Source organism: Microbulbifer guangxiensis (genome assembly GCF_021729075.1).
In the GTDB taxonomy this organism is placed as follows: domain Bacteria; phylum Pseudomonadota; class Gammaproteobacteria; order Pseudomonadales; family Cellvibrionaceae; genus Microbulbifer; species Microbulbifer guangxiensis.
In genome coordinates, this window is the sequence record NZ_JAJSAQ010000005.1 from 15,910 (window position 1) to 32,420 (window position 16,511).

15 protein-coding genes are annotated in these 16,511 nt (G+C 63.2%); 9 read left to right on the forward strand and 6 right to left on the reverse strand.

The annotated features are described in order from the left end of the window. Window positions 1-15: 15 nt before the first annotated feature. Window positions 16-852: a pyrroline-5-carboxylate reductase gene (gene proC / locus LVD12_RS11990; RefSeq protein WP_369413388.1), complete on the reverse strand. Its 837-nt coding sequence runs from the start codon at window positions 850-852 to the stop codon at window positions 16-18. Between the two features lie 179 nt (window positions 853-1,031). Here proC and LVD12_RS11995 point away from each other — a divergent pair, with 179 nt between their 5' ends. After that, complete coding sequence (locus tag LVD12_RS11995) at window positions 1,032-3,077, forward strand: S9 family peptidase (RefSeq protein ID WP_237067965.1); 2,046 nt, start codon at window positions 1,032-1,034, stop codon at window positions 3,075-3,077. A 36-nt stretch (window positions 3,078-3,113) separates the two neighbouring features. Here the strand turns inward: LVD12_RS11995 and LVD12_RS12000 are convergent, their stop codons facing one another. Next, the gene (locus tag LVD12_RS12000; protein ID WP_237067966.1) at window positions 3,114-3,809 is read right to left on the reverse strand and encodes a YggS family pyridoxal phosphate-dependent enzyme; all 696 of its coding nucleotides are present in this window, start codon (window positions 3,807-3,809) and stop codon (window positions 3,114-3,116) included. 121 nt (window positions 3,810-3,930) lie between these two features. On the opposite strand from LVD12_RS12000, the gene LVD12_RS12005 reads away from it, so the two are divergent. Further along, on the forward strand, window positions 3,931-4,965 hold the full coding sequence (locus tag LVD12_RS12005; protein WP_237067967.1) for a type IV pilus twitching motility protein PilT: 1,035 nt from the start codon (window positions 3,931-3,933) through the stop codon (window positions 4,963-4,965). Between the two features lie 112 nt (window positions 4,966-5,077). Next, window positions 5,078-6,226, forward strand: a complete 1,149-nt coding sequence (locus tag LVD12_RS12010; RefSeq protein WP_237067968.1) for a PilT/PilU family type 4a pilus ATPase — start codon at window positions 5,078-5,080, stop codon at window positions 6,224-6,226. 19 nt (window positions 6,227-6,245) lie between these two features. On the opposite strand, the gene LVD12_RS12015 is transcribed toward LVD12_RS12010, so the two are convergent. Further along, a complete protein-coding gene (locus LVD12_RS12015) occupies window positions 6,246-7,004 on the reverse strand; it encodes a LytR/AlgR family response regulator transcription factor (protein WP_369413389.1) in 759 nt (252 codons plus the stop codon). After that, window positions 7,001-8,050, reverse strand: coding sequence for a sensor histidine kinase (locus LVD12_RS12020; RefSeq protein ID WP_237067969.1), 1,050 nt, complete (start codon window positions 8,048-8,050; stop codon window positions 7,001-7,003). The genes LVD12_RS12015 and LVD12_RS12020 overlap by 4 nt, the downstream gene beginning before the upstream one ends. A gap of 233 nt (window positions 8,051-8,283) precedes the next feature. Here LVD12_RS12020 and argH point away from each other — a divergent pair, with 233 nt between their 5' ends. Continuing rightward, entirely contained in the window at window positions 8,284-9,717 is a 1,434-nt protein-coding gene (argH, locus tag LVD12_RS12025; RefSeq protein ID WP_237067970.1) for an argininosuccinate lyase, read from the forward strand. A gap of 238 nt (window positions 9,718-9,955) precedes the next feature. Here argH and cyaY read toward each other — a convergent pair whose 3' ends face one another. Continuing rightward, window positions 9,956-10,285 carry an iron donor protein CyaY gene (gene cyaY / locus LVD12_RS12030; RefSeq protein WP_237067971.1) on the reverse strand — a complete coding sequence of 110 codons (330 nt, stop codon included), beginning with the start codon at window positions 10,283-10,285 and terminating at the stop codon, window positions 9,956-9,958. Window positions 10,286-10,371: 86 nt separating this feature from the next. On the opposite strand from cyaY, the gene lptM reads away from it, so the two are divergent. Genes lptM through xerC form a run of 5 tightly spaced genes read left to right on the forward strand, consistent with a single transcriptional unit; the run spans window position 10,372 to window position 14,426 of the window. Continuing rightward, window positions 10,372-10,638: an LPS translocon maturation chaperone LptM gene (gene lptM, locus LVD12_RS12035; RefSeq protein WP_237067972.1), complete on the forward strand. Its 267-nt coding sequence runs from the start codon at window positions 10,372-10,374 to the stop codon at window positions 10,636-10,638. Then, window positions 10,635-11,888 carry a diaminopimelate decarboxylase gene (gene lysA, locus LVD12_RS12040; RefSeq protein ID WP_237067973.1) on the forward strand — a complete coding sequence of 418 codons (1,254 nt, stop codon included), beginning with the start codon at window positions 10,635-10,637 and terminating at the stop codon, window positions 11,886-11,888. Before lptM ends, lysA begins: the two co-directional genes overlap by 4 nt. 44 nt (window positions 11,889-11,932) lie before the next feature. Continuing rightward, window positions 11,933-12,763 carry a diaminopimelate epimerase gene (dapF, locus tag LVD12_RS12045; RefSeq protein WP_237067974.1) on the forward strand — a complete coding sequence of 277 codons (831 nt, stop codon included), beginning with the start codon at window positions 11,933-11,935 and terminating at the stop codon, window positions 12,761-12,763. Between the two features lie 21 nt (window positions 12,764-12,784). Beyond that, the gene (locus LVD12_RS12050) at window positions 12,785-13,522 is read left to right on the forward strand and encodes a DUF484 family protein (RefSeq protein ID WP_237067975.1); all 738 of its coding nucleotides are present in this window, start codon (window positions 12,785-12,787) and stop codon (window positions 13,520-13,522) included. Window positions 13,523-13,529: 7 nt separating this feature from the next. Beyond that, window positions 13,530-14,426, forward strand: a complete 897-nt coding sequence (xerC, locus tag LVD12_RS12055; RefSeq protein WP_439651345.1) for a tyrosine recombinase XerC — start codon at window positions 13,530-13,532, stop codon at window positions 14,424-14,426. Window positions 14,427-14,450: 24 nt separating this feature from the next. On the opposite strand, the gene LVD12_RS12060 is transcribed toward xerC, so the two are convergent. Next, entirely contained in the window at window positions 14,451-16,343 is a 1,893-nt protein-coding gene (locus tag LVD12_RS12060; RefSeq protein ID WP_237067976.1) for a DUF3604 domain-containing protein, read from the reverse strand. Window positions 16,344-16,511: the final 168 nt, after the last annotated feature.

Sequence of the window (16,511 nt, forward strand, 5' to 3'; positions counted from 1 at the left end):
CAAACAGGCTGGTATTCAGTTATCCAGCTCGCGCGCCATCTCCGCCGCGCGGTCAGCGCAGTCGCGCATCGCCTGCTCCACCAGCTCTGGAAGCCCGCCACTCTGGAAGCGCTGTATCGCGCGCTCGGTAGTGCCGTTGGGCGACATCACGTTGCGCTTGAGCTGCGCCACGTCCACCTCGCTGGCCACCGCCAGTTTCGCCGCGCCCAGGGCGGTTTGCAAGGTGAGCCGCTCGGCATCGGCCCTGTCCATGCCGGCCTTTTCCGCTGCATCGATCATGGACTCCATGAACTGGAAATAATACGCGGGCCCGGACCCGGACACGGCAATCACCTGGTCAATACCGGATTCCTCTTCGACCCAGATGGCGATACCGACCGCTTCAGCCATCTGCTCGGCGATCTGCCTCTGGTCTGCGGAGACACCCTCACCGGCAAACAGGCCGGTCACCCCGGTTCCTACCAGGGCCGGCGTGTTGGGCATGGCGCGCACAATGGGCACCCCGGCACCGAGCCAGCGCTGGTAGGCCGCCAGCGGAATGCCCGCAGCGAGCGTGATCACCAGGGGGTTGCGATCACTTACCAACCCGGCGATCTGCGCGCAGAGCTCTTTCATCATCTGTGGCTTGACGGACAGCACCAGCACATCGGCTTCGGCCACCGCTGTGGCATTATCCGTGGTCACCTGCACACCATGGCGCGCGGCGAAGTCAGCGAGCTTCTGCTCGTTGCGACCGGTGGCGACGATACGCCCGGCCGGATAGCCACTGGCCACCAACCCGCCGATCACGGCACCGGCCATATTGCCGGCCCCACCGATAAACACCATCTTCGGCTTTTCCGTCACTGTCACTGACTTCCCCCTTTTTATCGATTGAATGGCTTTCGCGGTGCAAATTATGGCCGCCGGTCCCGGCAAAAGAAAATCTGGCGCAATTCCCCCCCTTACGGCCTCGGTTCACCGCAGGCCGCTGACATCCCGCGGCGGGACTCTTAACATGGAGACGACAAAGACGATAACAAGGAAAAACCATGAGCAAGCAGAGACTCCTGTCCGCGGCCCTGGTGACGGTTGGCCTGGCCTGGTCGGCCGTCAGCCCCGCCGCAGTGGAAACACGCACCCTCAACAACGGCAACCTGGTCATGGAAGATATCCCCCCGGTGCCGGGTCAGGTGGCCGACGACCTGAACCGCTACCAGAGTGTGCGCTCCGCAGCCGTACTCGGCTGGACCGAAGCCGGGGATGCCCTCTATATCTCCACCCGCTTCGGCGAGGTCGACCAGATTCACCGGGTAGACCGCCCCGGTGGCGCCCGCCAGCAGCTGACCTTCTTCAAGGAGCCAATAGGCCAGGTGGAACCGCGGCCGCGCACCCAACAGATCGCATTCACCATGGATGCGGGCGGCAGCGAGGATGCGCAGATTTTCCTGTTCGATCCCGCCACCGGCGAAAGCCGCATGCTGACCGATGGGGAGTCGCGCAACGGACAGATCGCCTGGAGCCCGGACGGCTCCCTCATCGCCTACCAGAGCACTCGGCGCAATGGTCGCTCCAACGACATCTGGATCACTCGCCTAACTAAGGACGGATACACCAGCACGCTCGCGCTGGAATCCCCCGATGGCAGCTGGTGGGGACCGGTATCCTTCAGTGCCGATAATCGTCGCCTGCTGGTCCAGCAGTACATTTCCTCTACCAACTCCCTGGTACATGTACTGGACCTGGAAAGCGGGACGCTGCAGCACGTTGCCGGAGACAGTGACAGCGAGTCGCGAAACTATGCCGGCGACTTCGATCGCGACGGCAGTGGCATTTTTTATGTATCCGACCAGAGGGGTGAATTTGCCCAGCTGGTACATCGCAACCTCGTCTCAGGCGAGGAGCGTGTTATCACCGCGAGCATTCCGTGGGATGTGTCTGCGATTACGCTCAGCGATGACCGCCGCCGCGCAGCCTTTACGGTCAACGAGAACGGCATGGATCAGGTCTACCTGCTGGACCCGCGCAACATGCGCTATCGCAAGGTAGAAGATTTGCCCATGGGCGTGGTTGGGGGGCTAGCCTTCAACGGCCAGGGTGACAAGCTGGCTCTGTCCATTAACACCCCCAAGACGCCCACAGACACTTTTGTCCTCAACCTGCGCCGGGCGCCGCTGCGCTACTCCAGTCTCGAGCGATGGACCAGGAGTGAAGTGGGCGGGTTGGATACAGACAGATTTGTAGAACCTGAACTGGTGCACTACCCCACCTTCGACCAGGTGGACGGTGAAGCGCGCAAGATTCCCGCTTTCGTCTATCGTCCCCGCGACGTAGAGGGTCCGGTACCGGTGGTGATCTCCATTCACGGCGGCCCGGAAGCCCAGTACCGGCCCTATTTCAGCAGCACCTACCAGCTCTGGCTGCAAAAGCTCGGTGTTGCCGTCATCGCCCCCAACGTGCGCGGTTCGGCCGGTTACGGCAAAACCTATGTGGCGCTGGACAACGGCTACAAGCGAGAGGATTCGGTGCGGGACATCGGCGCATTGCTGGACTGGATCGACACCCAGCCTGACCTGGACGCCGACCGGGTCGCGGTCTTTGGCGGCAGCTACGGTGGCTACATGGTGCTGGCCAGTGCCATGCACTACAGCGACCGGCTGCGCGCGGCCGTGGATATCGTCGGCATCTCCAACTTCGTGACCTTCCTCACCAATACCCGCGACTACCGCCGCGACCTGCGCCGGGTGGAGTATGGCGATGAGCGCGATCCGGACATGCGCGCGTTCCTCGAGCGTATCAGCCCCAGCAACAACGTGGACAAGATCCGTGTGCCCATGCTGGTGGTCCAGGGGGAAAATGACCCCCGCGTGCCGGTGACCGAGGCCGAGCAGATCGTGGCTGCGCTGCGGGATGGGGGTAAACCGGTGTGGTACATGAATGCCCTCAACGAGGGGCACGGCTACCGAAAGAAAGAAAACCGCGACGTTTACGCCCAGGTGACCGCACTGTTTTTCTCTGAGCACCTGCTGGAGAAGCCGGTGTCACGCTGGGAAATCCAAGAGGACGACGAGGTTCAGGCAGCCGAGAACACCCGCTGAGCCCTGGTTGTACCTTCCTTAAGTATTAGGGCGCCGCTAGTCGCGGCGCCCGAAGATATCGGTGCCGATGCGCACCATGGTGGCGCCGCTGGCAATGGCCGCTTCCATGTCGCCGGACATGCCCATGGACAGCGTATCCAGCGGCTGGTCCGGCAGCCGTTCGCGCAACTCTTCGAGCAGGGCAGTCAGCGCCTCGAAAGGCTGCCTCTGCTCTTCTTCCGACTCCCGCGGGGCGGGAATGGCCATGAGCCCGCGCAGGCGCACATTTGCCAGCCCGGCCACCGCCTCTGCCAGAGCCGCGACCTCCGCCGGCGCCACCCCTGACTTGCTCTCCTCGCCGTCGATATTGACCTGCAGGCACAGGTTCAGTGGCGGCATGTCGGGGGGACGCTGGGCGGACAGGCGCTGTGCGATTTTTAACCGATCGACACTATGCATCCAGTGAAAGTGCTCGGCCACCGCGCGGGTCTTGTTGGATTGCAGCGGCCCGATGAAATGCCAGGTAATGTCCAGATCGTCCAGTTCCGCCTGCTTCTCCAGGGCCTCCTGCAGGTAGTTCTCGCCGAAATGCCGCTGGCCGGCGTCGTAGGCGCTGCGCAGGTCCGCCCCCGGGCGGGTCTTTGACACCGCCAGCAGGATGACATCGCCCGGATCGCGCCCACAGGCGCTGCAGCTGGCGGCGATGCGCCCGCGGACGCGATTCAGGTTTTCGGTGATGTCTTCTTTGCGCATATACTAGCCCGATAACAAAGAGTGGCCGATTGTACGCAAATCCGACTGCGACCCGAATCCGGCCCTCACAGCCCCTCCCGCCAGAGGGCCACAGGGTAAATCAGAACAATAAGGTAGCAGTATGGACATCACAGAACTCCTCGCTTTCAGTGCCAAGCAGAATGCCTCGGACCTCCACCTGTCCGCCGGGCTGCCGCCGATGATCCGTGTGGACGGCGATGTCCGCCGCATCAACCTGCCGCCGATGGAGCACAAGCAGGTGCACGCGCTGATCTACGAGATCATGAACGACAAGCAGCGCAAGGACTACGAGGAGTTCCTGGAAACCGACTTCTCCTTCGAGGTCCCCGGTGTGGCCCGCTTCCGTGTGAACGCGTTCAACCACAACCGTGGCGCCGGCGCCGTGTTCCGGACCATTCCGTCCAAGGTACTGACCATGGACGACCTGGGCATGGGCCAGGTATTCCGCCAGATCAGTGACACCCCCCGCGGCCTGGTACTGGTCACCGGGCCCACCGGTTCCGGTAAGTCCACCAGCCTGGCGGCGATGATCGACTACATTAACGACAACAAGTACGAGCATATCCTCACGGTCGAGGATCCGATCGAATTCGTGCACGAGTCGAAGAAGTGCCTGGTGAACCAGCGGGAAGTGCACCGCGACACCCACGGCTTCGCCGAGGCCCTGCGCTCCGCCCTGCGTGAAGACCCGGACATCATCCTGGTGGGTGAGATGCGGGACCTGGAGACCATCCGCCTGGCGCTGACCGCGGCGGAAACCGGGCACCTGGTGTTCGGCACCCTGCACACCACCTCCGCCGCCAAGACCATCGACCGGGTGGTGGACGTGTTCCCGGCCGAGGAGAAGGCCATGGTACGCTCGATGCTGTCAGAATCGCTGCAGGCGGTGATCTCCCAGACCCTGCTGAAGCGCAATGGCGGTGGCCGGGTGGCGGCACACGAGATCATGCGCGGCACCCCGGCGATCCGGAACCTGATCCGCGAAGACAAGGTGGCGCAGATGTACTCTGCGATCCAGACCGGCGCCAGTGTCGGCATGCAGACCATGGACCAGTGCCTGCAGGACCTGGTGGAGCGCCGGGTCATCACCCGCGAAGTGGCCCGTGAAAAGGCCAAGATGCCGGACAACTTTTAATTCCTCGGCTGAATTCATCCGCTGGCCCCTGCATGCGGAGCGCAGCGGAACCACTTACAGGCGATCCACACCGGGTCGCGCCGACGCAAGAACGATAACACTGGTTTAAATAATGGAAATCGAACGACTGTTACAGCTGGTTGTGGAGAAAGGGGCATCGGACCTGTTCATCACCGCCGGTGTACCGCCGTCCATCAAGGTGCATGGCAAAGTCATCCCGGTCAGCAGCTCCGCCCTTTCCCCGGAGAAAGCGCGCGAGCTGGTGGTGGGCGTGATGAACGAAAAGCAGCGACGCGAGTTCGCCGAAAAGAAAGAACTGAACTTCGCCATTGCCGTGCGCAATGTGGGCCGCTTCCGGGTTTCCGCCTTTTTCCAGCGCAACCTGGTGGGCATGGTGCTGCGTCGTATCGAGACCCGAATCCCCACCATCGACGGACTGGGCCTGCCGGAGATCCTCAAGGATCTGGCGATGACCAAGCGCGGCCTGATCATCTTCGTCGGCGCCACCGGTACCGGTAAATCCACCTCACTGGCGTCCATGATCGGCCATCGCAACGAAAACACGAAAGGCCACATCATCTCCATCGAGGACCCGATCGAATTCGTGCACCAGCACCGCGGCTGCATCGTCACCCAGCGGGAAGTGGGCCTGGATACCGAATCTTTCGAGGTGGCCCTGAAGAACACCCTGCGCCAGGCGCCGGACGTGATCCTTATCGGTGAGGTCCGGACCCGCGAGACCATGGAGCACGCCATCGCGTTCGCCGAAACCGGCCACCTGTGTCTGTGTACCCTGCACGCCAACAACGCCAACCAGGCGCTGGATCGCATCATTCACTTCTTCCCGGCAGACCGCCACCCGCAGCTGTGGATGGACCTGTCCCTGAACCTGAAAGCGATGGTCGCCCAGCAGCTGGTACCGACCCCGGACGGCGACGGCCGCCGCGCCTGTCTCGAGATCATGATCAACACCCCGCTGATGTCGGACCTGATCCGCAAGGGCGAGGTGCACAAGATGAAGGAGTTGATGAAGCGCTCCAACGAGCAGGGCATGCAGACCTTCGACCAGGCCCTGTACGAGCTCTACGACCGCGGCGAGATCACCTACGAGGACGCCCTCGCCCACGCCGACTCTGCCAACGACCTGCGCCTGATGATCAAGCTCAAGTCCGAGTCGGACGCCGAGTACCTCAACAATGCCGCCGACGAGCTGAGTCTCGAGGGCGACAGCGACGAGTACGGCGGGCCGAAACTTTACTGAACCCCCGGGCCGGTCGGCGTTACCGGCCCAGCTCCTCCATCAGCTGGCGGATCACCGGCAGCTGGCGGCGGCTGATCTGCGGTCGCTGGTCGGTGCCCTCAAGTCGCACCCGGTAACCGTCACTGTCCCGACTCAGCCCGGCAATGAAATGCTTTGCCACCAGCGCATTGCGGTGCACCCGCACGAAGGTCTCGCTGAACTCCCGCTCCAGGTCCTTCAGTGACTCGTCGAGAATCGTCTCACCCCCATCGTGGTGGGCGACCACATATTTGCTGTCCGCGATCAGGCAGCGAATCCCATCCACCGGCAACAGTTCCACACCGCGACGGCTGACGGCCTTGATCCGCGGCGTCGAGGTGGCAGCCAGCGCAGTGCCCTCTCCGGCGCCAGCGGCGGCCCGCCGTTGTGCCTTGCTCAGGCGCTGCACCTTGTCGATGGCCGCTGTCAGCTGCTCCCTCGACACCGGCTTGAGCAGGTAACCGGCGGCCGCGGTGGCGAAGGCCGGCAGGGCGAACTCGTCATGGGCGGTACAGAAGATCATTGCCGGCGGATGCTCGCGGGCGGAGAGCTTTTCGGCCAGTACCAGGCCACTGTCCCCGGGCATTTCGATATCCATCAACACCAGATCCGGATCCAAAGCCTCGACCTGGGCCAGGGCCGCCTCGGCATCACTGGCCTCCCCCAGCAGCACACAGTGCTCCAGCCCCTCCAGTTGCCGCATCAGCCGGGCACGGGCGAGGGGTTCGTCATCCACGATCAAAACACCGAGTTCAGTCACAGGGCGGGCTCCATCTTCTCGCGTTTCTCCCCCTTCCCTGAGGCATCATTGATAGGCAGGACAACCTCCACCCGGTAGATTCCTTCTTCAAACTCCGAGTGAAAGCGGTAACGGTGGCCGTAATGCGCGGCCAGTCGTTGGCGAATGTTCTCCTGTGCCATGCCGTTGCCGCGCTGGTCGTGCAACGAGCCGGGCTGCGGGGCAGGATTCTCGATCAACAGCTGCAGCTGGCCACCCAGACGACGCAGGTAAACCTGGATCTCGCCGCCCTTGTGCAGGCGCGCCACACCGTGGAGCACTGCGTTTTCCAGCAGTGGCTGCAGCAGCATGGAAGGGATCACGGCGTCCTCGAGGCCGGCATCCAGGCTCCAGCTCTGCCGCAGCCGCTGACCAAGCCGCAGTTCCTCGATCTGCAGGTAGCGCCGCGCCAGTGCCAGCTCCTGCTCCAGCGGCACCAGCCTGGAATCCGCGAGACTGGCGCGGAACAGAGTCGACAGGTCCTCCACCAGTTTTTCCGCGCGCTCAGGGTCGATGGCGATCAGGCTGGCAAGGCTGTTCATGCTGTTGAACAGGAAGTGGGGGCGGATACGGGACTGCAGCGCATCGATGCGCGCGACCAGCTCGGCGCGCTGCTGGTTGTGCAACTGCTGCTGCACGTAGGCGTAGCGCAACACCACGCCCGCACAGATAGCACCGAGCAGGGTATTGTCCAGCAGGTGCCAGAAATCAAAGCCCTGGCGCATCAGCGATGCCCGCAGCCACTCCTGAGCCACCAGCACCACCAGCAGCACGGCCATGACCACGGCAAAACTGATCGCACCGGCGACCCGGTGTTGCAGTTTCGCCAGTGCCGGGCGCAGCCGGCAGAGGATCGCGGCGGAGGGCAGGATGACCCACTGCACGGCCAGAGACACCAGGCCCAGCCGCTGCCAGCTGAACTCCCGCAGTCCATCCACGGCCAGCACCAGCACCAGTGCCAGCAACTCGCCCATCAGCACCAGTACCGCCAGCGCAGAGACATGGCACAGGTCCGGGAGAAACGGCATCTGCGCAGAATCTTCGCCATCCGCTGCGGATTTTCGAATTTGCTGCGTTATACTGCCCGCCGGTTGCGCGGACTGTGGGGAGGTCATACCACTATTATTCTTCGTGCATTGTTATCGGGTTGATCGCGACTCCAGCGAGCGCGGCAAACCCCTGAAGATACCGCCATCGCCCGACCACTTCCACTATCTCCGCCCGTTCGACGGGCAAAGATTGCAAGAGACCGCGACAGAACATGAGTGACAAAAAAGCCTCGACCATCCAGGCATCCAAAGCCGACGCCAACCCCGCCGCCAAGCTCTGGGGCGGCCGCTTCAGTGAAGCGACCGATGCCTTTGTCGAACGCTTCACCGCCTCGGTGATGTTTGACCAGCGCATGGCACTGGAGGACATCCAGGGCTCCCTCGCCCACGCCCGCATGCTGTCTGAGGTGGGCGTGCTCACCGGCGATGAATTCCGGCAGATCGAGGGCGGCCTCAGGGAGATCGCTGAAGAGATCAAGGCCGGGGAATTCCCCTGGTCGGTGGCGCTCGAGGATGTACACATGAATATCGAGGCGCGCCTGACCGACCGCATCGGCGCGACCGGCAAGAAACTGCACACTGGCCGCTCCCGCAATGATCAGGTCGCCACGGATATCCGCCTGTGGCTGCGCAACCGGATCGACGAGATCGGCTCCGAGCTGACCCGCCTGCAAACTGGCCTGGTAGACCTCGCCGAACGGGAAGCCGATACCATCATGCCCGGCTTCACCCACCTGCAGTCCGCCCAGCCGGTGACTTTCGGCCACCACCTGCTGGCCTGGAACGAGATGTTGAACCGCGATTACGAGCGCCTGATGGATTGCCGCAAGCGGGTCAACCGCTCGCCCCTGGGCGCCGCGGCCCTGGCCGGGACCAGTTACCCCATCGACCGCGCCCGCACCGCCGAGCTGCTGGGCTTTGATGCACCCACGGAAAACTCACTGGACTCGGTCAGCGATCGCGACTTCGCCATCGAGTTCTGCGCCTTCGCCGCACTGTTGCTGACCCACCTGTCCCGCGCCAGTGAAGAGCTGGTGCTGTGGACTTCCAGCCAGTTCGACTTTATCGACCTGCCCGATCGCTTCTGCACCGGCTCCTCGATCATGCCGCAGAAGAAAAACCCGGATGTGCCCGAGCTGGTGCGCGGCAAGACCGGCCGCGTCAACGGCCACCTGATCGCCCTGCTGACCCTGATGAAGGGCCAGCCGCTGGCCTACAACAAGGACAACCAGGAAGACAAGGAACCACTGTTCGATGCGGCGGACACTGCGCTGGACTGCCTGCGGGCCTTCGCCGACATGGCGCCGGCACTGAAGGCCAAAAAAGAGAATATGCTCGCGGCCGCAGCGAAAGGCTTCTCCACTGCCACCGACCTGGCCGACTACCTGGTGCGCAAGGGCGTCGCCTTTCGCGATGCCCACGAGATCGTCGGCCAGTCGGTGTCGTTTGCGATCGAGCAGCAAAAGGACCTGGCAGAACTCAGCCTGGCGCAGCTGCAGCAGTTTTCCGACCAGATCGGCGAGGATGTGTTTGAAGTCCTGACCCTGGAAGGCTCAGTGGCGGCCCGCGACCATATCGGCGGCACCGCACCGAGGCAGGTGCGCGCTGCCTGCGCACGGGCGAAGCAGCTGATTGCTTCGCGCTGATCATCCACCAAGTAAGTAGCTGCAGCCGGATAAAAGCCCCAAGCCCCATGGGAAGGTGCTGCTGCCGGTGGATGCCGGCCAGACCTTACGCCGCCAGGGATGGCGGCGTAGAGCGTACATGGATGTATTTACAGCGTGTCTGGCCGGTATCCACCGGCAACAGCGCCGCCACGGGATCGGCTATCGATCAGAAGCGGGACAATTGAGCGGGACGGGCAGTTTCGGGGCCCCAGCAGCATCAGGAAAGGTTCAGGGTGACCGGCTCGCCCTGCTGTTCGGTCAGCACCCGGTCCAGCAGGGTCGGCAGGTCCTCGCCGGTGGTGGTGCATTTCCAGCCCGGCGGTTCGAAAGCCAGGTGGTAGCCGCCCGAGCGGGCCGCCACCCACAGCTCCCTGTTGGCGGTCTGGCGGGAGAGGATGACCTGACTGCCGTTGTCTTCGAGTGTCAGCGTCAGCACTGCATCTGCACGCTCGTAATCGATGTCCCATTCACAGGAATCGAGCGCGTCCTCGATCTCGATCAGGGTGCGCTCGATTGCCGCTTCAAAGTCTGCCTGGCTGGCTGTCATAGTTACTTCTGTTACAGTGTTCATCGGGTAGAGTAGCTGGCTATACTAGCAGGCTTTTCCGCACAACAATGCGCAGGAAGCCGCCGATGTCTCAAGAAACACTGCCTCTCGCCGCCGTCATCCTGGCCGCGAGCCTCCTCGGTGCCTGCGGCCAGAAAGGCCCGCTGTACCTGCCGCAGGATCCGGCCAGCCCTGCACCGGTCCCGGCACAGTCACCGATGGTGGTGCCAGCCGCGGCCGGCACCGTACCCGGCGGCCAGGCAGAGACAACGGAAGAAAAACAAAAAGAAACACGGCGCGCTGGCGACAGTGCAGCGGCCGCCGAAGAGCTGGAGCCCGCAGTAGAAAAATGACCGACTTCCATTATCGCGACGGTGGCCTCTGGGCCGAAGATGTCTCGCTGACAGAAATTGCCGAGCAATTCGGTACCCCCACCTATGTCTACAGCCGCGCCCATTTCGAGCGCCAGTACCGCGAGTATGCCGACGCGCTGGGAGAGCACCCCGGACTCGTCTGCTATGCGGTCAAGGCCAACAGCAACATCGGCATCCTGTCCCTGCTGGCCCAACTCGGTGCCGGCTTCGATATCGTCTCCGGCGGTGAGCTGGAGCGGGTGCTGCTGGCTGGCGGCGATCCGGCGCGGGTGGTCTTCTCCGGCGTCGGCAAGACCGCCGCGGAAATGCGCCGTGCGCTGGAAGTGGGCGTGCACTGTTTCAACGTAGAGTCCGATGCGGAACTGGAGCGGCTGGAAACCGTAGCGGCGGAAATGGGGGTCAAGGCTCCGGTATCCCTGCGGGTGAACCCGGATGTGGACGCCAAAACCCATCCCTATATCTCCACCGGCCTGAAAGAAAACAAGTTTGGTATCTCCATCGATACCGCCATCGACACCTATCGCCGCGCGGCGGGCTCCGAGCATCTGAATGTGGTGGGTGTCGACTGCCACATCGGCTCCCAGCTCACTGAAGTCTCTCCCTTCCTCGACGCCCTCGAGCGGCTGTTGCTGTTGATTGACGATCTGGCGGCCGAGGGTATCCACCTGAAGCATCTGGATCTGGGTGGCGGACTCGGTGTGCGCTACCGTGGCGAAGAGCCGCCGCCGGTCAGTGATTACATCGGCGCGGTGAAACAGCGCCTCGGTGACCGCAAGCTGGAACTGGTGCTGGAGCCCGGCCGCTCCATCGCTGCCAACGGCGGCCTGCTGCTCACCCGGGTGGAATTTCTCAAGCGCACAGAAGAGCACAATTTCGCCATCGTCGACGCGGCCATGAATGACAACCTGCGCCCGGCGCTCTACCAGGCCTGGCAGGATATCGTGCCGGTGGCGCCCAACGGCCGTGCCACCGAGCTGTGGGACATCGTCGGTCCGGTGTGTGAAACCGGCGACTTTCTCGGCAAGCGCCGCGAACTGGCCCTCGAGCCCGGCCAGCTTCTGGCCATGCTGTCCGCCGGCGCCTACGGTTTCACCATGAGCTCCAACTACAATTCCCGCCCCCGCGCCGCTGAAGTGCTGGTGGATGGTGACCGCACCCACCTCGTGCGCGCCCGCGAATCCTTTGCGGACCTGGTGCGCGGTGAAAGCAAGGCACCCGAAAAGCATTGAGGCACAGCGGAAAAACAGCGCAGCAGGCGGTACAGAGGAATCAGATGCGGTTGAAGTTCACCAAAATGCACGGGCTCGGCAACGACTTTGTCATGCTCGATGCCATCAGCCAGCGTATCAAGCTGTCGCCGGACAAGATCCGCCAGCTGGCGGACCGCAATCTCGGTGTGGGCTGCGACCAGGTACTGGTGGTGGAGGCACCGCGTGACCCCGATGCCGACTTCCGCTACCGCATCTACAACGCCGACGGCGGCGAAGTGGAAAACTGCGGTAATGGTGCCCGCTGTTTCGCGCGTTTCGTGCGCGAGCGCCGCCTGACCGGCAAGAAGCATCTGGTAGTGGAAACCGCAGCCGGGCTGCTGCGCCTGAACCTGCTCGAGGGCGACCACGTCAGTGTCGACATGGGTGTGCCCGTGCTCGAGCCGGCCCGCGTGCCCTTTCAGGCAGACCGCCAGGCCGAGACCTACCCGCTGGATGTGGACGGTGAGGTGTTTACCGTCAGTGCCGTTTCCATGGGCAACCCGCATGCGGTGCTGCTGGTGGACGACGTCACCACAGCGCCGGTGGAGCAACTTGGTGCGCAGATCGAATGCCACCCGCGCTTCCCCAACCGGGTCAACGTGGGCTTCCTGCAGATCGCCTCGCGGGAGGAGGCCCATCTGCGCGTCTTCGAACGGGGCGTGGGTGAGACCCGCGCCTGCGGCACCGGCGCCTGTGCCGCCGCTGTGGCCGCGCGCCTGCGCGACCTGGTGGATGATTCCGTTACCATTCACCTGCCCGGCGGACCGCTGACGATCCACTGGAGCGGACCGGGGCAGCCGGTTACCATGTCCGGACCGGCCACCACCGTGTACCATGGCCAGATCGTTCTCTAGCAGCAGGCAGCAATCCCGAAGATGACGGAACAAAGCGAAGTAACCCTGGAAGCCCTCGACAGTGAAGGCAGCGGCGACGCCAAGCGCGACCGCAAACTGCTGGCGCGCCAGGTAGCCCGCTACCTGATCCAGAACCCGGATTTCTTCGCCGAGCACATGGAGCTGCTCGAGACCATCAAGCTGCCGCGGGAAAACGGCAAGACCGTGTCGCTGATGACACACCAGACCCACCTGCTGCGGGAGCGCAACATCGAGATGCGCCAGCGCCTCGACCAGTTGTTGCATAACGCCCGTGACAACGACCAGCTGTTCCTGCACAGCCGGCGGCTGATCCTGGCGCTGCTGGAGGCCCAGTCCGTGGCCGAAGTCGGTACCGCACTCTACCCCAGCTTTGCCGACGACTTCGGTGTCGAGTTTACTTCCCTGATCCTGTTCGGCCCGCTGCCGGGCAGCCAGGCCGATCTGGGTCAGGTGCGCTGCACCCCGCGCCCGGCCGCTGAGCATGCCATCGGCAGTATCCTGCGCAACGGCCGCACCGTATGCGGCATCCTGCGCCCGGCAGAAAAAAGCTACCTGTTCGGCAAGGATGCGGATGCCGTGGCCTCCGCCGCGGTGGTGCCGCTGGCCAACCAGCTGGGCGTGCTGGCGGTCGGCTCCAGTGATCCCCAGCACTATCGCTCCAGCCTCGGCACCCTGTTCCTGTCCTATATCGGCGAAGTGCTGGAACGCCTGCTGCCGCGGCTTCTGGATCGCCGGTAAATCCTGCGTGCAGCTGACGATCGCCATCGATCGCTTTCTCGGCCACCTGCAAACCGGCAAGCAGCTCTCCCCCCACACCATTGCCGCCTACCGGCGCGACCTCACCCGCCTGCAGGATTTTGCGGCTCAGGACGGCCTCGAACACATCGCTGAATTGCGGGAAATGATCCTGCGCAGCTGGCTGGCGCAGCTGCATCGGCAGGGGCTGGGTGCCAAGAGCCTGCAGCGCTGGCTCTCCGCCGTTCGCAGCCTGTGCAATTTCGCCCTGCGCGAGCACTGGCTCGGTGCCAATCCCGCCGCCGGACTGCGTCCGCCCCGGGGTGAAAAGAAGCTGCCCAAGGTACTGGATGTGGATGCGGCAGCGGATTTCGTTCAGGCGCCGGATGCCGATGATGACCCACTGGCGCTGCGTGACCGCGCCATGCTGGAACTCTTCTACAGCAGTGGCCTGCGCCTCAGTGAGCTGACCGCCCTTAACTGGAGTGACCTGGATTTGCCTTCGGGCGAGGTTCGGGTGACGGGCAAGGGGGGCAAGACGCGCCTGCTGCCCGTCGGGTCGGAAGCAAGTACCGCCCTCACCCGCTGGCGTCAGGTGGCGCCCCAATCTGCGGAGAATGCCGTCTTCACCAGCATGAAGGGTCGTCGCCTCGGCAACCGCGCCATTCAGAGCCGCCTGGCCCACTGGGCACGCGCCAGCGGGGCCGAACAGCGGGTCCATCCCCATATGCTGCGCCACTCGTTCGCCAGCCATATGCTGGAATCCAGCGGTGACCTGCGCGCCGTGCAGGAGCTGCTGGGTCACGCGGATATCAGCACCACCCAGATCTACACCCACCTGGATTTCCAGCACCTCGCCCGCGTCTACGACCAGGCGCACCCACGCGCTAAAGACAAAAAGCGCTAGTCGCTACTCTCCGCTTGTCAGCCTTCATGGGTTGTACCAGATAGGCGACGTGTAGGCCCGCTCCTGGATACTGGTCGGCACGTCTTTTGGCCGTTTCAGTCCGAAGTATTTCGCATCGTAGGTGGTCCAGCGCGGCGTGGGGATCTCGAGCACCCGCACATAGTAGAAGGCATTCTGACTGGCATCGAATTCGGGGTCTTTCCAGTAGGCCTGCAGGAAGGGATCGCCGATCGCATTGGTATAGGTGGCGGCATTCGGGTCGACTGTGTTGCCCACCGCCTTTTTTGTCCGGCCATCCGCACCGATCTTGCGACCGTCGGACACCGCGATGTCATAGATCCGCTCATGAGTCTTGCCCTCGCTATCCAGCCAGCCTTTCACCATCTGGATACGGTCCAGATTGGCGCCATCCGGGTCGCGCAAGGCCCGCACCAGGAACGCAGGGGCCTTGTCTGAACGCTTGAGCTCCCCACCCATGGGCACGCCATTGTCGTAGCCATGCTGGGCGAAGTCGGAGCGGCTGAGATCGTCTTTGGTAAAACCGAAACCGGCAAAGACACGCACCAGCGGGCGTGTGCCTGTGGTGGCGTAGACCTCTCTTCGCGCCATGGCATCCCAGAGCGCCTCGCGAGTATTTTCCCGCGCCCACACGGCTGCCAGCCCTGAGGCACTGGCCTGATAGTGGAGGATGGCATAATCGCGCCCCTTGGGATCGGGCAGATAGCCGGTGATCTTCTCCTCGAAGCGAATGGGATCGTTGCTCGGTTCCACCGCGGTGGCCTTACCGAAAAAGTTATCCTCCCCGGTCGTCGCCAGTGAGGTGTGGGAATCGGTGCTGCCGATCATGCCAAATTTGTAGGGGTTGACCCCGAGCTTTTCCTGGTAGGCGAGTCCCTGCTTCAACGCCTCGCGAGCATACTCGCGGGGCAACATGTCCTTTTCCTTGGCTGCACCGAAACTGCCCCTGTCCCAGGTTTCGAAATCGGCGAACTCATCGTTCGGTGACAGCAATGGGTGTGTCTCGCCGTCGCCCTTGATCTGGGTGACCTCGTACAGCGGCTCCCACCGGGCACGGCGCTCGGCGTAATTCCGGTCGAATGGCTTGCGGTCAGTGAAGGTGACACTGTCAAACATCAGGCCATTGGACAGATTGCCGTTATGCGGGATGGCGAGCACGCGACCGCCGACTTTTTTCTCATAGTCGGCCATCCAGCGCCAGAGGTCCTCGGGATCCTCGGAATCGTAGGCAGACAGGGGAATGATTTTATCGGCCCTGGGCTTGTCGTCGCGAAACACGACAACACGGTGCAGATTGCTGCCATCAGGGCTGGAGGTCCACTCGAAACCGATCAGTGCGGTAAACAGCCCCGGATTATTGTGCTCTTCTGCAGCCTTGGTGATCCGCTGCCACATGGACGCCACCAGGCCCTCAATATCCGTCAGCGGATCCTTGCGCTCTGCGATCGCGGACCCCCACATGGCGTAAGCTTCATCCGGCTTGCCCGCCTTGGTGAGGTCATGCACCTGCTTGCCCCATTCGCTGGCGAGCAGTCTCTTGTCGGACTCCTCGATCAACGGCGCCAGGCCCAGATTCTCCGCATGATCCGCCACCACCAGGAAATCCAGCGGGCGATGCATTCGCGCCGGCACACCGGTGCTGGAAGTGACCGTCTCGCCCTTGGCAAACCGATAGGCGGCATCCGGCCCCAGGGTATTGCCGAACATCCCGGCATCGGTGGAATAGCTGGTATGCAGATGGGTGTCGCCAAAGAAGACCCGGTTGGGGAAATCCAGCTCCGGGTAGGGCGCATATTTCGTATCAGGGCTCGGTGCTTGCGGTGGTGCATCCTGAGCATTACAGACGGCTGCTGCAGATGCCATGGCGATCGCTACAAGCAGTCGGTTAAGCCGTTTCATCCGTGACGCTCCGATCAGCTGAACTGTGTTCATAGAGGCGACCCCGGGTTCAGTGCCGCCAGCACAAACGATAGATCAGCCGTGAGAGCACGGGTGAGAACCTGGCAGGGAATGCGGCCCGTCTATTGAGGCAGAGGCGCGAGCCACTCCGGCTCGCACCTCATGGCG

What these genes read in the sequence shown, in the direction of transcription:
- LVD12_RS11995 (WP_237067965.1), top strand. Translation starts at nt 1,032, where the DNA reads ATGAGCAAGCAGAGACTCCTGTCCGCGGCCCTGGTGACGGTTGGCCTG.
- LVD12_RS12000 (WP_237067966.1), bottom strand. Translation starts at nt 3,809, where the DNA reads ATGCGCAAAGAAGACATCACCGAAAACCTGAATCGCGTCCGCGGGCGC.
- LVD12_RS12005 (WP_237067967.1), top strand. Translation starts at nt 3,931, where the DNA reads ATGGACATCACAGAACTCCTCGCTTTCAGTGCCAAGCAGAATGCCTCG.
- LVD12_RS12010 (WP_237067968.1), top strand. Translation starts at nt 5,078, where the DNA reads ATGGAAATCGAACGACTGTTACAGCTGGTTGTGGAGAAAGGGGCATCG.
- LVD12_RS12020 (WP_237067969.1), bottom strand. Translation starts at nt 8,050, where the DNA reads ATGCCGTTTCTCCCGGACCTGTGCCATGTCTCTGCGCTGGCGGTACTG.
- argH (WP_237067970.1), top strand. Translation starts at nt 8,284, where the DNA reads ATGAGTGACAAAAAAGCCTCGACCATCCAGGCATCCAAAGCCGACGCC.
- cyaY (WP_237067971.1), bottom strand. Translation starts at nt 10,285, where the DNA reads ATGACAGCCAGCCAGGCAGACTTTGAAGCGGCAATCGAGCGCACCCTG.
- lptM (WP_237067972.1), top strand. Translation starts at nt 10,372, where the DNA reads ATGTCTCAAGAAACACTGCCTCTCGCCGCCGTCATCCTGGCCGCGAGC.
- lysA (WP_237067973.1), top strand. Translation starts at nt 10,635, where the DNA reads ATGACCGACTTCCATTATCGCGACGGTGGCCTCTGGGCCGAAGATGTC.
- dapF (WP_237067974.1), top strand. Translation starts at nt 11,933, where the DNA reads ATGCGGTTGAAGTTCACCAAAATGCACGGGCTCGGCAACGACTTTGTC.
- LVD12_RS12050 (WP_237067975.1), top strand. Translation starts at nt 12,785, where the DNA reads ATGACGGAACAAAGCGAAGTAACCCTGGAAGCCCTCGACAGTGAAGGC.
- LVD12_RS12060 (WP_237067976.1), bottom strand. Translation starts at nt 16,343, where the DNA reads ATGAAACGGCTTAACCGACTGCTTGTAGCGATCGCCATGGCATCTGCA.